At 44.2% G+C, this 16,822-nt stretch carries 15 protein-coding genes; 10 read left to right on the top strand and 5 right to left on the bottom strand.

The features are described from left to right. Positions 1 to 40: 40 nt before the first annotated feature. Positions 41 to 1,024, top strand: a complete 984-nt coding sequence (locus A3756_RS04955; RefSeq protein ID WP_068513130.1) for a homoserine kinase — start codon at positions 41 to 43, stop codon at positions 1,022 to 1,024. A gap of 30 nt (positions 1,025 to 1,054) precedes the next feature. On the opposite strand, the gene A3756_RS04950 is transcribed toward A3756_RS04955, so the two are convergent. Then, on the bottom strand, positions 1,055 to 1,429 hold the full coding sequence (locus A3756_RS04950; RefSeq protein WP_156490281.1) for a hypothetical protein: 375 nt from the start codon (positions 1,427 to 1,429) through the stop codon (positions 1,055 to 1,057). A gap of 336 nt (positions 1,430 to 1,765) precedes the next feature. Here A3756_RS04950 and A3756_RS04945 point away from each other — a divergent pair, with 336 nt between their 5' ends. The 7 genes from A3756_RS04945 to A3756_RS04915 all read left to right on the top strand — a co-directional run bounded on the left by A3756_RS04945 (position 1,766) and on the right by A3756_RS04915 (position 11,085). Next, positions 1,766 to 2,668, top strand: coding sequence for an FHA domain-containing protein (locus A3756_RS04945; protein ID WP_156490280.1), 903 nt, complete (start codon positions 1,766 to 1,768; stop codon positions 2,666 to 2,668). 118 nt (positions 2,669 to 2,786) lie between these two features. Then, positions 2,787 to 3,365 carry a DUF1456 family protein gene (locus tag A3756_RS04940; RefSeq protein WP_068513119.1) on the top strand — a complete coding sequence of 193 codons (579 nt, stop codon included), beginning with the start codon at positions 2,787 to 2,789 and terminating at the stop codon, positions 3,363 to 3,365. Between the two features lie 194 nt (positions 3,366 to 3,559). Continuing rightward, positions 3,560 to 4,684 carry a phosphoserine transaminase gene (locus A3756_RS04935; protein WP_231872048.1) on the top strand — a complete coding sequence of 375 codons (1,125 nt, stop codon included), beginning with the start codon at positions 3,560 to 3,562 and terminating at the stop codon, positions 4,682 to 4,684. Between the two features lie 112 nt (positions 4,685 to 4,796). Then, positions 4,797 to 5,393 (top strand): LemA family protein, encoded by a 597-nt coding sequence (locus tag A3756_RS04930; protein ID WP_156490282.1) that lies wholly within the window; start codon positions 4,797 to 4,799, stop codon positions 5,391 to 5,393. 3 nt (positions 5,394 to 5,396) lie between these two features. Then, the gene (locus tag A3756_RS04925; protein WP_068513117.1) at positions 5,397 to 7,427 is read left to right on the top strand and encodes a M48 family metallopeptidase; all 2,031 of its coding nucleotides are present in this window, start codon (positions 5,397 to 5,399) and stop codon (positions 7,425 to 7,427) included. A gap of 157 nt (positions 7,428 to 7,584) precedes the next feature. Continuing rightward, complete coding sequence (locus tag A3756_RS04920; RefSeq protein WP_068513115.1) at positions 7,585 to 8,142, top strand: hypothetical protein; 558 nt, start codon at positions 7,585 to 7,587, stop codon at positions 8,140 to 8,142. Between the two features lie 147 nt (positions 8,143 to 8,289). Next, a complete protein-coding gene (locus A3756_RS04915; protein WP_068553009.1) occupies positions 8,290 to 11,085 on the top strand; it encodes a hybrid sensor histidine kinase/response regulator in 2,796 nt (931 codons plus the stop codon). A 25-nt stretch (positions 11,086 to 11,110) separates the two neighbouring features. Here the strand turns inward: A3756_RS04915 and A3756_RS04910 are convergent, their stop codons facing one another. The 4 genes from A3756_RS04910 to A3756_RS04895 form a co-directional block, all read right to left on the bottom strand. Continuing rightward, positions 11,111 to 12,487, bottom strand: coding sequence for a D-arabinono-1,4-lactone oxidase (locus A3756_RS04910; RefSeq protein WP_068515609.1), 1,377 nt, complete (start codon positions 12,485 to 12,487; stop codon positions 11,111 to 11,113). A gap of 10 nt (positions 12,488 to 12,497) precedes the next feature. Further along, positions 12,498 to 12,866 (bottom strand): cytochrome c5 family protein, encoded by a 369-nt coding sequence (locus tag A3756_RS04905; RefSeq protein ID WP_068515605.1) that lies wholly within the window; start codon positions 12,864 to 12,866, stop codon positions 12,498 to 12,500. A gap of 140 nt (positions 12,867 to 13,006) precedes the next feature. Further along, entirely contained in the window at positions 13,007 to 14,293 is a 1,287-nt protein-coding gene (locus A3756_RS04900; protein ID WP_068515602.1) for an ammonium transporter, read from the bottom strand. A gap of 56 nt (positions 14,294 to 14,349) precedes the next feature. Further along, the gene (locus A3756_RS04895; RefSeq protein WP_068515599.1) at positions 14,350 to 14,688 is read right to left on the bottom strand and encodes a P-II family nitrogen regulator; all 339 of its coding nucleotides are present in this window, start codon (positions 14,686 to 14,688) and stop codon (positions 14,350 to 14,352) included. 420 nt (positions 14,689 to 15,108) lie between these two features. Between A3756_RS04895 and A3756_RS04890 the strand changes: the two genes are divergently transcribed. After that, the gene (locus A3756_RS04890) at positions 15,109 to 15,471 is read left to right on the top strand and encodes a hypothetical protein (protein ID WP_068553008.1); all 363 of its coding nucleotides are present in this window, start codon (positions 15,109 to 15,111) and stop codon (positions 15,469 to 15,471) included. Between the two features lie 80 nt (positions 15,472 to 15,551). Next, complete coding sequence (locus A3756_RS04885; protein ID WP_068553007.1) at positions 15,552 to 16,706, top strand: MFS transporter; 1,155 nt, start codon at positions 15,552 to 15,554, stop codon at positions 16,704 to 16,706. The last annotated feature ends 116 nt before the right edge of the window (positions 16,707 to 16,822 follow it).

Here is a 16,822-nt window from a genome sequence, read left to right as displayed (position 1 = left end):
TTAGGCTAAGATAGGTATATATTCGGTAAGGAAGGAATAGATGGCTGTTTACACTCAATTGACTCGTTCACAAATAGACAAGCTTCTCGAGTCATATGACTTAGGTGAGCTTGTTGGCTTTAGCGAGATTAGCGCTGGTATTGAGAATACCAATTATTTTCTAGATACCTACCCAAAAAGCGGGGGCGAAGAAGCGGATAAAGGCGCCGTGAGGTATGTTCTTACTCTTTTCGAGAGCATGGAAAAAAACACTTTACCCTTTTTCAATGAGCTGACGACGCACCTGGCCCGAGAAGGTTTTAAAGTTCCTGCGCCAGTATTGACTAAGCAAGGCGAAGCAATTTTCGAACTTGAGCAAAAGCCTGGAATGATCGTTCAATGCTTGTCTGGTAAGGCAGTGGGCAAACCCAAGGTTACACAGTGTGAGGCGATGGCTGAATATCTGGCAAGTATGCACCTGGCTTTAAGGGACTTTCCAAGAAGTCGCCCTTTAGCGCGAGATAGCGATTGGATGTTGGCGCAGAAGGCGCTTTTGCAACAGAGTGCTATGCCAGAAGAAGACTTTGACTTACTAGAGCAGTCAATATTCAGATATAGCAATGAATATGGAAGTGCCACCCAAGACTGCCCTCAGGGTATCGTTCATGGCGACTTATTTCGTGACAATGTCTTGTTTCGGCGGGATGAGGTTTCAGGGGTCATTGATTTCTATCATGCCTGTCAGGCTACCTTGTTATTTGACTTGGCGGTGATGGCGAATGATTGGGCGTGGAATGCATCGAAAGGAGATTATGATGAGGGCTTGCTGAGAGCAATAACTCAGGCTTATCAGTCGCATCGACCCTGGACTGACAGGGAACGAGAGGTTTGGCCCAGGTGTCTTGAGCTTGGCGCCTTAAGGTTCTGGATTAGCCGTTTGGTTAGTTACTATCTGCCAGGTTATCAGCAACATTCTGTAGAGGGTGATACCGCCAAAAACCCGGATGAAATGAAGGCTATTTTACTTCGAGCGCAAGCGCTATAAGTAAAATAGCTAATTTCTTTACCGTATATCCTACTCAAACAAAGCATTAATGTTGGTGTTGAAACTAATATCAACCAGGTTCCAACCTTCTTGAGGCTGGTAGTAATTTAGTTCCCAAACTAAGGCGGCTGAAGGGTACTTCAGCAAATAGCTTATTTTATAGAAATGCTCCCCGACCGACTCTTGCTTCAAAAGTGCAAAGGAAAGCGGCTTGCCCTGACGTGCTTCAAGCATCTTCATATCGTGGGAGATCTTTTTGCCACGTTCCTCAAACTGCTCAGGACTGACGCCAATATAAGCAGACATAAGCGAATAAGCGCTGTCATATTCCGCTTGAACGACTTGGCTCATAAAGTAGTCACTGACTTTATTGATCTTATCTTTGCTGGCGAGAGGCTTGGCCAAACTTAGGCTGCTAAAAGTAATGAGTGATATGCAGCAGATTAATAAGCTGATTTGGCGCAAAGTGAGGTCCCCTATATTTAAGTAGTTAGTACTTTAGATTGTAGCAGAATGCTTAACTAGCGTCATTTGGCTGAGCTTCTTGGGTTTAAATAGTTCCTGGATTCATGCGCATTATTAAACTGACGATAGCGATCAAAGGGTGGGTAGCGGTAATGGACTTTTATTACCAATAACTTTGGTGCTCAGTTATGTGTTTTTCAGCATGGCTCTTATACTGAAGAAGTTTTATGTCGATTAATACTGAGTTTATTTTATGGCACTTTGGCACTTTGGCACTTGAAAGGAAGTTTGGACGAAACTGGGGCGGTCAAGAAAATACCCATCACTAAGTTTCCCTTTGTTATTGGCAGAAATAAGTCAATTGATATGGTTGTTCTGCGCTCTGGTATTTCTCGTGAACATGCCGAGATAATAAGCAAAGACGGTCGCTTATTTTTGAGAGACCTTCAGTCTACTAATGGTACTTTTGTAAACAAGCAGCGTATTAATAGTGAGGTATTATTGACTCACAACACGGTTATTCATTTTGCTCAATTTGATTTTATTTTAATAGATTCGGAGCATAAGTCTTCGGATGATGAAATGTTAACTGTCGTGATGAATGTTGATGAGGCCTTAGGGCTTCATGACAAGGAGTTTGCGGGGCGCAATGTGCTTAACGCTCCACCTGCCACTAAAAGAAACAATAAGCCTAAAGTGCAGGTTATGGAGGAATCATCTCATGAGAATGTGAAAGCGCATGAAAGGGAGAGTGTTGAGGCACAAACTGAAGAATCACTTCAAAGTCAAAATGCCTTATCTAAGCCGCGAGTTCAGGGTGATGAAAAAGTTTTTATACAAGGGCAGTGGGATGATTCAAACAGGCGCTTGCATTCGCGTAGGGAGGTTCGCTGGCCGGTGCTTGTGACCTTAAAAAGTCAGCAGACGATCCAGTGTACAACGAAAGATCTGAGTGAAGCAGGGATTGCGTTGACCTCACCGGTAAGCATTCAAGAGCGGGCTTTGGTTAAAGTTGATATCAATGCATTCTATAAAGGTCGTCGTTACGATATTACAGCGCTAGGAACGGTAAGGCATTCACTTATTACACCTGATGGCTTTATTGTAGGTGTTCATATAAAGAGTAGTCACCCTAAAAGCAGTGAGTTTCTAACAAAGTTTTCTAATCGAACAATATAGTGCTGAAGCTAACGCGATTGGATTTGATGCTGAAGGGATTGTCTGCACGAAAATATGTTAGCCTGTTGTAATAATTTACGGCCCCGAGAAGATAGGGGCAATAACTTGCGAGACTGTTTTGACCAATAACTATATCCTTCGCCGCTTGCGCTATACCTTTGAATATAATGATCGACAAATGATTGCGCTGTGGGCCAGTGCAGAATGCGCTGTAACTCGAGAGCACATAAGTCAATGGCTAAAGAAAGACGATGATCCAGACTTCGTTAACTGTCCAGATAAAAAGTTTGCCAGTTTTCTCAATGGTATGATTAATAAGTTGCGTGGCAAGAAAGATGGTCCTCAAGCTTTGCCCGAAAGTCGTTTAAATAATAATATTATTTTGCGTAAGCTGAAGATTGCGCTGAACCTTCGAGACGATGATATTTGTGAGCTAATGGCATTAGGTGGCTATCGTGTCAGCAAATCCGAGTTGAGCGCATTCTTTCGTAAAGTAGGCCACAAACATTATCGTGAGCTGCAAGATCAAATGCTGCGCAAGTTTATTCAGGGCATGCAGCGAAAATACCGTGATAGCACAGATGCTGATGAGACTGCGGTTCCTGCATCTCCCGTCCATAGTAAGGAAGACTCAAACAGCGAAAGCGACCGAAATGTGAACAGTGCTATTTGGAATAAATCAAAAGCGGGTAAGTGACTTATTGACTGGTGGATATCGCGCTACCTCTTGAACGAAAAATACAGGGTTGTAGTGTTTTAAGGCCGCGGTCATTAATACAGTAAAAGCGATGATTAAAAAATAACAATCTACGTCAAGCCTTTACCCTAACAGCCCTAAAAATGATAGGATAGCGCAAATTTTTCTAATCTATTTAGTCAGAGATCAGCGCTGTGCCAATTCAAAAACCAAGCATTAAACCAAATAACCCAAACTTTTCATCAGGGCCTTGTAGTAAAAGGCCTGGTTATGACGTTAACCAGCTCCAATTAGATACCTTAGGTCGATCTCATCGCGCCAAGATTGGTAAGACAGCATTGGAAGCATGCTGTACTGAAACGGCGCGTTTATTGGGTTTGCCTGAAGGTTATCGAGTGGGTGTAGTACCGGGTTCTGATACCGGAGCAATGGAAATGGCGATGTGGTCGATGCTCGGTGCTCGTCCTGTCGATGTTTTTGCGTGGGAATCCTTCGGTAAAGGCTGGATAACCGACATTACAAAACAGCTGAAGTTGGATGATGTTTCTCTCTACGAAGCGGACTACGGTAAACTCCCTGATTTTTCTCAAGCTTCTTCTTCTCACGATATTGTATTTACCTGGAATGGCACGACTTCGGGTGTCAAAGTTGAAGACGCCAACTGGATAGCTGACGATCGTGAAGGTTTGACGATTTGTGATGCAACCTCGGCAGTGTTTGCCATGGATATGCCCTGGGAAAAACTGGACGTAATCACATTTAGCTGGCAGAAAGTACTTGGCGGTGAAGGTGCTCACGGCATGCTGATACTTAGCCCTCGAGCTGTCGAGCGCTTGGAAAGCTATACGCCACCTTGGCCAATGCCCAAATTATTCCGTATGACCAAGGCAGGGAAGTTGGTTGAAGGTATTTTTAAAGGTTCAACTATTAATACTCCGTCAATGCTTTGTGTTGCCGATTATTTAGATGCTTTATCCTGGGTTGATGGCTTGGGCGGGGTACCTGCTTTGATCAAGCGCTCAGAAGAGAATTTGGCTGCTGTTGAGCGTTTTGTTGATGCGCATGATTGGATTCACTTTTTGGCTGAAAATAAAAGTACTCGTTCCAATACAAGTGTTTGTTTGGTGCTAGACTTAGAAAAAGACGCACTGAAGAAGATGGTCGCATTGCTAGAGCAGGAAGGTGTAGCCTACGATATAGGCTCATATCGCGATGCTCCTGATGGCCTACGAATCTGGTGTGCAGGTACGATCGAGAGCAGCGACGTTGACGCGCTTATGCCTTGGCTTGAGTGGGCCTATCATAGCTCGCAAGCTTAAGTAAAAGATAGGAGCTAGGCGCTTAATGCGCCTATACTGTTTTTGCTTATAGGGATATCTCGATCAATTGAATATTGCACTGTAACTGGTGCGCCAAGTGACGGGATTAAATATGGATATCAGCAGTTTAGTAACAGCCTTCATTATCATTTTTGCGATTTTTTATATCATTCGTATTTTCAATACCTTGGTAGCTTTAAAAAATCGCTATCAAAACTCTTTCTCTCAAATTGAAGTTCAGCTTAAGCGTCGTTATGACTTGATTCCTAATCTAGTCGAGACGGCTAAGGCTTATCTAACACATGAGCGTGAAACGCTGGAAGCGGTTATATCGGCTCGTAATCAAGCTCTGGCAGGCCTTAAAGCAGCATCCGCTAATCCTTCTAGTGCGGGAGCGTTGCAGGAACTTGCTAAAAGTGAAGGTTTATTACAAAGTGCTTTAGGAAGTCTAAATGTGGCTGTAGAGGCTTATCCGGAACTGAAGGCTAGTGATAACATGAGCCAGCTTTCTGAAGAGCTGACTAGCACCGAGAATCGTGTGTCCTTTGCGCGTCAGTCCTTTAATGATTCAGTTACTGAATATAATCAATATCGTCAAAGCTTCCCTCAAAACCTTTTTGCTACCAGCTTTGGTCACAGAGAAGACGCGACGCTTCTAGAGTTTGAAGACTCGGCACAAATTCAATCGGCTCCCAAAGTTTCATTCTAGACAATGAACTTCTATAAAGCGCAAGATGATGCCAGGAAACAAACCTTATGGTTGTTGGCATTGTTTACCATTGCTGTCGTCTTATTGGTTTTGCTTACAAACCTCTGTGTCGCGTTTTTCGTTTTATACAGTAACCCAGAGTATGCACTGGATGGAGTGAATCCGATTGCTGATGCAGGCGGGAACATTTTTCAGTGGTGCGAAAACCTGATCACCGCACTAGGTTGGAAAAAATTTACCTGGACGACGCTTCTCGTCGTAGGCGTCTTGGCGATGGCTATGCTGTTCAAATGGCTCTCTTTGCGAGACGGAGGAAGGGTTGTCGCTGAAGCTTTGGGCGGTCGACCTGTTCTGACAAACTCAAGCCAGGCTCAGGAAAAGCGCTTACTAAATGTTGTCGAGGAGATTGCTTTGGCCGCGGGTATCCCAGTGCCACAAGTTTATTTGCTTGAAAAAGAACCAGGTATTAATGCCTTTGCCGCCGGTTTGTCGGTTGAGGATGCCGTTATTGGCGTCACACAAGGTTGTTTGGATACTTTTAACCGAGATCAGCTGCAGGGAGTTATTGCTCACGAATTTAGCCATGTTCTTAATGGCGATATGCGCCTGAACATGAAGTTACTGGTTGTCTTGCATGGCATTCTAATGATTAGTGAAAGTGGTCATATGGTGATGCGTATGACGAGTCAACGAGGGCGTCGCTATCGTAGCTATGGTCATGGCCGAAATAATGGCGGCGTGGTTGCGGGCCTGTTTGCATTTGGTTTGTGCCTATGGCTACTTGGCTCGATTGGCCAGTTATTTGGCATGATCATAAAGTCTGCTGTAAGCCGTCAGAGAGAGTTTTTGGCCGACGCCTCTGCAGTGCAGTTTACCCGAAACCCCAATGGTATTGGTGAGGCCTTGAGTTTGATTGGTGGTGCCACTGCCCAGTCACAAGTTGTGCATCATGGCGCTCATGAAGTGAGCCACTTGTTCTTTTCTCGCATCGGATCTCCTAGGCGCTACTTCACCCAGTTTTTTGCTACGCACCCGCCATTAGAAGAACGGATTCGCAGAGTTATGCCACGGTGGAGCGGCCGTTTTATGAAGCCTTCTTCACTAGAGCGGGAAGCAAGTGTTTTATCCGGTAGTGGTGAAACTGTATCGTCTTTTGCTGGGAGTGAGCAAGTAGTAGAACCAACAATAGGCGAGCAAAAAGCTGAATCTGCAAAACCTGTAGAGCATAAACCGATAGAGTTTGAGCCGGCATTTAGTCAGGATGGTGTTTTCAAGTCAGCTTATGATTTGCTTGTTGGTAAAGCTCACGAACCCAGTGAAGCGCCTGCCTTAATGTGTGCTGTCTTGCTTGATGAGCAGGAAGCTGTCGTCAAAAAACAGCTTAAGATCGTTAGTTCAAGCCAAAAAGGTTCACCTCAAAAGATTGGTGGTGATCTTGCAGATTCAGTTGCTGACATGATCAAGCCTTTAGCTGAGCTAAACTCCGAGCAGCGCTTGGAGATTGTTGAACTAAGCATACCCGCATTAAAGCTGATGTCTTTAGTGCAATATCGTCATTATCGTTCTTTGTTTCTGGAACTAATTCATGCTGATGGAAAAATTGATGTTTTTGAGTGGCTGATTTTCCAGCTCCTTAAGCAGCATTGTGATCGATATTTTGGCTTGTCGCGTCCAGAAAAACCAAAATATAAAGACATTAAGAAAATTGCTTCTCTTTACCAAGTTGTGCTGTCCCGTATTGTCTATTATGGCTTGGAACGTGAGCAAGCAACTTATCAGCAAGCCTTCAAAGAAGGTTGTGAGGCTGCAAGCGTTGCCGGGATTACCTTGCTACCAATAAGTGACTGCCAATCAGCAAGGTTTACTCGAGCAGTGCATGACTTGGGCTTGGCCTACCCATTGTTAAAACCACGGTTATTGAAAGGTTTGCTCGCGGCTGCCAAATCCGATGCAGTTGTCACGGCAAAGCAGAGTTACTTGATAAAAGGTGTTGCCGCCGTGATGGATTGCCCCTTTGGTGGTGTAGAGAGTTAGTCACAAGCACCTATTATAGAGCTTGGGTGGCTCGCAATACTGCGTGACCTGAACTATAAATAATCAAGGCCTTCTAAAAGTTTCACCTGCTAGAGAGTCTTGATGTACGCAAAGAATAAAAATAACAAAACTCACTGTTCAACATGTGAGGTTCGTCGTGCCTGAAGGTGAGGCTAATATTCTGATTGGTAATGAGGTGTCTGAGCCGGTAGCCAAGAGCTTCGGAAAATCTCTTAGCTTCAAGCTGACTTTCTGGTTTTTAGTTCTGGCAATCGTGCCAATGATCTTGATCGCCTCTATGAGCTATTATCAAGCTTATTCAAGCTTGCGACAAGCAGCTGTTGATGAGTTGGTTCAGGCCGCTGACCTTAATGAGCGCTTCATTCGAAGCTGGTTCAACTATCGTTTTACCGATGTCACCTTACAGGCAGGAGTGCCGACCCACAAAGACCTACTGATTTCACTTCGAGAGGGTTACGAGCACAGCAATACTGATTTATTCACTTACGTGCACAGCTCAGACTGGCAGGCACGGGTAAAAGGCCAGGAAGACAGTATTGTTGCGATAGGCGCTGCTTATCCCTATGTTTACGATATATTCTTAATCGATAATCAAGGCAATATTCTGTATACCATTGAGCATGAAGATGACTTTGGTACCAATCTTTTCGACGGGCGCTATGCCCAGACAAAGTTTTCGTGGCTTGTGCAGTAAACACTCAAACAGAAGAAAACGCTTTTTTCAGATATCGAACGCTATGCGCCATCTAAGGGGCGCCCAGATGGTTTTATTGCGGCACCGATCTTTTCGGGTGACGGCGCAGTTATCGGTTCTTTTGCTATTCAAATTAGATTAGAGCAATTGATAAACCTGCTGTCACGAGATTTGGCGAAAATTAATGCTTCACATTATCTAGTCGGTGCCGACGGCTTGCTTAGAACCAGTATCGATGATCAGTCAGAGATTCTGGAGCGAACTATCGCAACTGAACAATTCGAAAAGTGGCGAAAGGAGCATGCAGTAGGTGCTGAAGAAGGCGTTGTATCAAAAGCTTATAGGTGTAAAAAAACTTCAGAATTCCAAACTCATGACTTGGAGCATGACTATGAAGAGGCTTTCGAATATGTGGGGCCGAATGGTGAAGAGGTAATTGGTATTCATCACTCGGTACGCATATTTAATATTGAGTGGAGTTTGATCAGCGAGGTAGATAAGAAAGAAGCTTTGGCTTCGGCGTATTGGCTAAAACAGATAGTAACGGTATTTGTCATACTGACCGGGCTGCTTAGTATTGTCTTGGCTTTGTGGCAGGCACGACGAGTTTCTAGGCCCATTACAAAGCTTGTAGAAGCAACAATGGCTGTTGCGGCAGGAGAGATGGATCAGCGAGTCGAGATTGATAGCAATGATGAAATAGGACGCTTGGCTGAAGCGTTCAATCATATGCTGGTAATGAGGCAAATGCATGAAAAGGCTTTAGAGGCGAGTGATCAAGAATCTAAGTATGCATTGGCAGCATTAGAGCAGAAGACTAAAGAGCTTATCGTTGCCCGGGATGAGGCCGAGTCTGCTGTTAGAGCCAAAAGCGAGTTTTTAGCCAGCATGAGCCATGAAATACGTACACCAATGAATGGTGTCTTAGGTATGTTGGGGCTGCTAATTAATAGTGAGCTTAATAAAGAGCAGCATCATCAAGTGACCTTAGCTCGATCGAGTGCTCATTCTTTGCTCGCTGTGATCAATGATATTCTGGACTTTTCCAAGATCGAAGCCGGTAAGTTGGATATTGAAGTTCTAGAGTTTAACTTGCGCTCAATGATTGGCGAATTTTCTGAAGCCATCGGTCATCGCCCTTGTGAAGACGATGTTGAATTGATTATTGACGTTGTTGATGTTGAACATAGCCTGGTAAAAGGGGACCCCGGAAGAATTAGGCAAATTCTATCAAACCTGGTGGGTAATGCGATTAAATTCACTCACGAAGGCGAGATCTATGTGAAAGTGTCGCTAACTCCTGAGCTCTCTGCAGATGGTCGAGACCTCCTTCGCCTAAATTGTTCAGTATCCGATACCGGTATAGGTATTCCAAAAGATAAAATAGCGGAGTTGTTCGACTCATTCACTCAAGTCGATGCCTCAACGACCAGAAGGTATGGTGGCAGTGGTCTAGGGCTGGCGATTGTTAAGCAGTTATGCGAAATGATGGGAGGCGGCATCTCTGTTAAAAGCGAGGCGGGTAAGGGGAGTTGTTTCAGATTTAACCTTTTGCTTGAAACAAGTGAACAATCTCAAACGGTTAGCCCCGATGTCGATATCAAGGGGGCTGATATCCTGATTGTTGATGATAATACCAGTCATCGGGAGTTTTTGACGCGTCAGCTAACAGTATGGGGAGCAAATGTAGCGCAGGCTGATTCAGCTAGCGACGCCATGGATATGTTGACCAAGGCTGCTCAGGATAGTGAAACTATTCGGTATAAAGCTATATTTATTGATATGGATATGCCGCGTATAGATGGTGTTGAACTGGCGAAAAGGCTTAGAGAGGAAGAGGGTTTGTCTGAGACAAACCTAGTGATGATGACATCCTTGCAGAACCGGGGCGACTCACAGTTTTTTTCAGACTTGGGTTGTCGTGCCTATTTTCCAAAACCAACCACGACCTTAGATTTGTTCGACTCTCTTAATATTATTTTCTCAGAAGAGAGTGTGTGTAAGGGTGGGCAAGAGGCGGGTGATCATGATCGTGGCTTGAAGCATGGCGGTATTCATCAGAATCAGGATAGCCTACCAGGTGGCTACCAGTGGCCGGATAATACCCGTATTCTTTTGGTCGAAGACAACCATGTCAATCAAATGGTTGCTTTAGCATTGCTGGATATATTGAAGCTCAGTGCTGATTTGGCCGATAGTGGGTTGGTTGCTTTGCAAAATTCGCCAGACAATTTGCCGTATAGCCTGATTCTTATGGATTGTCAGATGCCAGGTATGGATGGCTATGAAGCAACACGAGAAATAAGAGGTGGTGCGGCTGGAATTCGTTATAAAGATATCACTATTATGGCGATGACAGCGAATGCAATGAAGGGCGATAAGGAACGCTGCCTTGAAGCAGGAATGAATGATTATTTATCCAAGCCTATCGATACTGAGGTTTTGGAAAGAAAGCTCTATTTTCACCTTGTGGCGGGTGTTGATCAGAAGGCAGCCCAAGTAGGTGAAATTGTAAAAGTGAGCGAAAGTTGTGATTTAAGTGAAGAGGCTTCTGCAATAGTTGAAGAGGCAGTACCAGATGAAACGAAGGGGGTTGAGTTGCAGATTTGGGATGAAAGTGATGTATTACGCAGGGTAATGGGGAAGTCCAAAATCCTGAAAGTTATGATAGCTTCGTTTTTGAGTGATATGCCGCAGTATGTTGATACTCTGCAATCAGATATCGATAAAGGCGATCTGGAAGCGGCAGGAAATAGCGCGCATGCTCTAAAGGGCGTTGCTGCCAATTTGAGTGCCTTGGCGCTCGCTGAGGCAGCAAAGAAAATTGAGATAGCTTGCAAAGACGGGCAGCCTATCGAAAACATATTACCTATGCATCAAGAATTTATGGATGTTTACCCTAAAACCCGTGAGATGCTGATGGCTTGGAAAGAGCCTGAATAGGCTCTTTCCCGGCGCTAGCTAGACCTTAAGCGATGGTGTCTTTCAGGTAGGTATTCAGGAATTTGCTTTCTGGGTCAAAGCTGCGTCTTAGCTCAATAAAATCATTCCATTTTGGGTAGCTTTTCTTGAACTCTTCGCGGCTAAATGTATTAAGCTTGCCCCAGTGAGGTCGTCCTCCATACTTTCGAAAAATTGGCTCAATTGCTTTAAACATCGGTTGGTAATCTTCTTCAAAATAACGATGCACTGCGATGGATATGGAGTCACGTTGATAAAAGGGGCTTAACCAGGCTTCTTCACCTTTAATGAAGCGACACTCAATAGGAAAGAATGCTTCACTAAAGTGTTTTTCAATGGTGTCTCTTACTTCACCTAAGGCTTTGATTCCTTCTTCTACGGGAAGATGATATTCCATTTCATTAAAGCGGACGTTTCTATCATTGGCGTAAATAGCGTAGGAATGGTCAATATTTGTATGTGTTTCAAGGGTCTTCATATAGGTGCCGATAATCAACTCGCGCAGTTGACTCGACCAGCCCAAGTAGTCTCTGGCGGCTTTAAGGTCCATAATGCCGCTGTTACCATCAATTTCCTCTGACGATGAGGGGGGCTCATTGGTGATATTTAAGGTGTCAGTGAGCGCCATGCCGGTGAAGGGGAAATAGAAGAATTCAAAGTTCCGGTTGTCCTTGGCAAGTTTATGGGCTTGCTCAGTGACGTCTTCAAAACTCATCCATTGTGCTTCGCGTATAAGGTTAAATGGCGCCTGGTTTTGCATCGTGATTGAGGTGATGATACCGAGGCTTCCCAGGCCAACCTGAGCTGCCCTAAATAGCTCGGGATTGTGCTCATTAGAACATTGAACAAGATCACCTTGTGGGCTAACCATTTCAAGGCCTATGACATAGCTCGATAGGCTTCCTAATGACATGCCTGTGCCATGCGTTGCGGTGCTGATGGCGCCAGCAAGGGTTTGCTGGTCAATATCTGGCATATTAATTAGCGCTTGATGGTTTTCGTTGAGTATAGGGCCGCACTCACTAAGTAAAGTTCCGGAATAGAAAGTGGCTTGCTGCTTTTCTTTATCAATGCTTTTTAAACCGGATAGTCGCCGGGTAGAAAGCAGTATGTCATTAGTAGGAACCAATGCAGAGAAGGAGTGGCCGCTGCCCAAGGCCCGGATGCCGGGTTGCTTTTGCCGAATCAGAGTTTGCAGCTCAGCAATAGAGGCGGGCGCTAAGCGTTCGCTCGGAACGCATTTTTGATTGCCAGACCAGTTTTTCCAAGGGAAGCTTTTTGTGCTTGTAGAAGCCTGGGCATTGATTGCCAGCATGCTACTCAGTGGAAGAGAGCTGGTAAGCGTAGTGGCGATAAGTGACTTTAGTAAGCTACGTCTATTCATGGCCGCATCCTTATAACTGTTGTTCAAGGGGCTTACTCATATAACGAATAAGCTTTACGAAATGATCAGGAGTGCACTCAAAGCACTGACCACCTGGCGGCATACCACCGGAGCCGTTGATAGCTTTTTCAACGCTGGCGTCAATCCCGTTTTCGAGAATCTTATTCCAGGTCTTGGAGTCCCCCGTGAGTGGCGCTCCAGTGCCAGAATTTGCGTGGCAATTTTTACAGCTCTGCTGATAAATACGCTGTAAGTCCTTAGGCAACGACTGGGCTGACCATGAGATGTTTTTAAAACCCTCGGGCGAGTCACTGCTGCAAGCAGTCATATTGATGCTTAGGAATAATAATACTAGAAAGGTGATCTTGAGATGGGTCATGCTTGCCTCCTGTTATATTTGCTCAGGCATGGAGAGTGCTCATGCTAGGCCATAGAAAAGGAGGATAACACAAAACATGAATAATATTCATGTTTTGTGTTTGGCTTTGATTAAAGTGTGATCAAATGCCGTTTGGGCCTTTAGAGATTGTAGCCAGTTTCTTCATGGTCAACGACATCAAGGCCTTGGACTTCTTCTTCATCTGTCGTGCGTAAAGGTGTAAAGATTGCGACGAGTTTAAGAATGATCCAGGTAACAACCGCTGTATAAACGATGGTAGAAATTACGCCAACAGCTTGAACGCTAAGCTGGCCAGCCATTGACTCGATTCCGTCTGCAAAACCGTAACCACTGAAAACGCCAAGGCTTGTTGCAGAGAAGATACCAGCAAACAAAGTACCGATAATGCCGCCAACGCCGTGAACCGGGAATACATCTAATGAATCATCAATTTTCAACACGCGTTTTACGTACTGAACTGCGTAAAAGCATGTTATGCTCGCCATAATACCGATTAATAATGCGCCACCAGGGCCAACAAAACCAGAAGCAGGAGTAATGGTACCCAGGCCTGCGACCATACCTGTTACGCCACCCAGAGCGCTTGGCTTACCGAACTTTTTCCACTCGATAGCTAACCAGGTAAGCGTACCCGCTGCAGCAGAAATATGTGTGGAAAGCATTGCCATCGCTGCATTACCGTCAGCGGCCAAAGCACTACCACCGTTAAAGCCGAACCAGCCAACCCAAAGCATACCTGCGCCTGTTACAGTCATTGTCATGTTATGAGGAGGCATCGCTGTTGTTGGGAAGCCTTTTCGAGGGCCGATCACAATCGCTGCAACCAGCGCTGCAACACCTGCAGTAATGTGAACTACCGTACCGCCCGCGAAGTCGTATAGACCCATATCAGCTAACCAGCCGCCGCCCCAGACCCAGTGAGTAATAGGTACGTAGACAGCTAATAACCAGATTGCGCTGAAAAGAACCATTGCAGAAAAACGCATACGCTCTGCGAAACCACCCACAATTAGTGCGGGTGTAATGACTGCGAAGGTCATTTGAAATAGCATGAATAAGGATTCTGGAATGTCGCCCGCTAAAGACTCACGAGTTACGCCAGATAGCATAACTTTGCTGAAGTCACCGATAAAGTTGTTGCCTTCCGTAAACGCCAGGCTGTAGCCTACGATGAACCATAATAATGAAGAAATACCTGCAATCGCAAAGCACTGCATTAGCACCGATAGAACGTTTTTGCTTCGAACCAAGCCGCCATAAAACAATGCTAGGCCTGGTAGGGTCATAAACAATACCAAGGCTGTAGAGGTAAGGATCCAGGCGGTATTTGCGCCGTTAAGCGCATCTTCAGCAAAAGCCAAAGACGGTGCTAGCAGTGATGCAGCTAGCAGGAAGAGTTTGTTCATGAGAGAGCTCCTGATTTTTAAAAAGAGTAAAGAGTTTGTTTTTAATTCGATTCTGTTTAGAGGGCGTCGTTGCCGGTCTCGCCTGTGCGGATGCGAATGGTTTGTTCCATAGGGCTGACAAAGATCTTACCGTCGCCGATTTTTCCAGTGTTTGCTGCTGAAATAATGGCTTCAATGGCTTGGTCTACAGCGTCTTCTGCAACGGCAATTTGTAGTTTTAGTTTTGGAATGAAATCGATCACGTATTCGGCACCACGGTAGAGCTCTGTGTGGCCTTTTTGACGACCAAAGCCTTTAACTTCTTCGATAGTCATGCCGTGATGCCCTAATTCGGTGAGTGCTGATCTGACGTCATCTAGTTTGAAAGGTTTAATGATTGCCGTAATTAATTTCATATGTAGCCCTGTATGTCTGAGTCGCTTAATAAATGGCGTAATTAGTTCTTGCCTAAGCGATATTTATCGTTTTTATATTGTTTTTCGTATGGCGCCGGAGTTCTTTTGGTGCAAAAATTAATTTTCAAAATTGCACTGTTATAAGGCAGTGCAAAATTAATTAAATTGAAATTGGATTTCAATAGCAGGAGAGGAAATTCTTGAATTTATCGTATATTGCTTGTATGTGTGCACTAACGTAGCGCTAAAAACAATGATCAGCACTAAAAGCGTGCATTATTATTTCTGGGTTTGAGTTTTTTGAGTCGCAATGTTTGACGTGAGCTTGGTCGAGATATTAGTGCACTTTTTATTTAGAGTAATTTAATTCTATCGTACATAATAGGGTTTAGTATTCACAACAGAAGGTATTCGCGGGTAATGGATATTCACATCTATATAGATAGCTCATCCTATTCAGATATTGATATTGAAGAAATTTCTCAAGATCTACTCGCTGAACTAAGTGCTTGGCTCAATAATAAGACTTCTATTAGTTTGTTGGATTTTCGACCTGAAGAATGTCTAGAGGACTGGAAGCTTGGTGTTGCATTACGGGTGAAATCCAAATTTAAACTAAAAGAACCGCTAAATTTTTTATATGATCTTGCTAAAAAATACCAGTGCGAATTTGTTGTTTCTGAGTACGATGCTAAGTCTGAGAGTTCTGAAGCCGTTTGCTATTTTGGCTTTGAAGAGGGGCGGCCAGATCTCTATGAAATAGCAAATTACCTAGGCTTATGATGCTTGGGTGTGATCAACGAAGTTTTGCGTATCAATAGTCTGACTTCTATTGGCTTTCGATTCGCTTGCCAGGGCTTTTAATGCCAGTTTTATATCTGAAGCTATCATTTTTATATTTCACCTATTTTGCCTTGCTAGGTGTCATGGCGCCTTACTTGGGGCTATATCTCGATAGTAAGGGCTTCAGCTTATTAGAAATCTCCCAGCTGCTTTCCTTATTGATGATAACGAAGGTGCTTGCTCCCTTACTGTGGGGCGCATTGTCTGATCGTTTTAGTAACAATGTCTTTCTGGTTCGTTTTGGGACGCTAATGACACTTGTCTGTTATAGCGGCTTTTTCTTTGCCAGCACATTTCAGGCTTACGCACTAGTCATCGTGTTGTTTAGTTTCTTCTGGAATGCGGTCTTGCCACAGATAGAGGTCGTAACGCTTTTTAATCTGGGTAGTAAGAAAGAGTTGTATGGGCGGATACGGCTATGGGGTTCAGTCGGGTTTATCTTTAGTGTTATGGGATTCGGTATAGTATTTGATATTTGGGGGATTGCATATTTTCCTATAAGTTTGCTCTGTGTGATCGCGTTGATTTTTGTTAGCAGCTTAGTTCATTTTGAGGAACCGAAAAGAACGCAAAGCCATGATGAAGCTAGCCATGGCTTTATGGTGTATTTAAAGCGACGTGATATTCAGCAATTCTTTATCGTCTGCTTTTTATTGCAGGTTTCTCACGGCGCTTACTACACTTATTTTAGTATCTACATGGAATCTTTGGGTTATAGCACTGCGCAGGTTGGGGCGCTATGGAGTTTAGGTGTTATTGCTGAAGTGCTTCTCTTCATTTATATGCATCGCTGGTTTGCCATGCACTCGATACGTTTGATTATGGCTATTTCCTTGATACTAACTGCTTTCAGGTGGGTCGTAACAGGGCTGCTTGCAGAATACTGGATGGTAATTGTTATCGTACAATGTATTCATGCATTTTCTTTTGGAGCGATGCATGCGACAGCGATCAAATTTGTTCATCAGCGATTCAAACTCAGGCACCAGGGGCGGGCGCAGGCACTTTATAGTAGTTTGGGTTTCGGTGCGGGCGGTGCGGCAGGTGCTTATTTTAGTGGCGTAGTCGTATCTGAATATGGCTATTACTGGACCTTTATTATTAGTGGTCTTGTTGCGCTCGCCGCCGTATTTTTTGTTTACTCTCTCAGATTTAAAACTAGTCATTTTAGCTAAGTTTTAGTCAGTTATATCTCTTGTTTTTATACGCGCTGATTGTTTTGCCAATTACTTGGAATCGGTGTCGAAAAAAAAATTCCCTATAAGTTGGTGGAATGAAGAATTTGCGTCTA

The sequence above is a fragment of the Oleiphilus sp. HI0086 genome, assembly GCF_001635225.1.
This window is presented reverse-complemented; position numbering and strand designations above follow the sequence as displayed.

Coding starts and splice junctions, on each gene's coding strand:
- A3756_RS04910 (WP_068515609.1), bottom strand. CDS start 12,487: ATGAATAGACGTAGCTTACTAAAGTCACTTATCGCCACTACGCTTACC.
- A3756_RS04885 (WP_068553007.1), top strand. CDS start 15,552: ATGCCAGTTTTATATCTGAAGCTATCATTTTTATATTTCACCTATTTT.
- A3756_RS04890 (WP_068553008.1), top strand. CDS start 15,109: ATGGATATTCACATCTATATAGATAGCTCATCCTATTCAGATATTGAT.
- A3756_RS04895 (WP_068515599.1), bottom strand. CDS start 14,688: ATGAAATTAATTACGGCAATCATTAAACCTTTCAAACTAGATGACGTC.
- A3756_RS04955 (WP_068513130.1), top strand. CDS start 41: ATGGCTGTTTACACTCAATTGACTCGTTCACAAATAGACAAGCTTCTC.
- A3756_RS04905 (WP_068515605.1), bottom strand. CDS start 12,866: ATGACCCATCTCAAGATCACCTTTCTAGTATTATTATTCCTAAGCATC.
- A3756_RS04925 (WP_068513117.1), top strand. CDS start 5,397: ATGAACTTCTATAAAGCGCAAGATGATGCCAGGAAACAAACCTTATGG.
- A3756_RS04930 (WP_156490282.1), top strand. CDS start 4,797: ATGGATATCAGCAGTTTAGTAACAGCCTTCATTATCATTTTTGCGATT.
- A3756_RS04900 (WP_068515602.1), bottom strand. CDS start 14,293: ATGAACAAACTCTTCCTGCTAGCTGCATCACTGCTAGCACCGTCTTTG.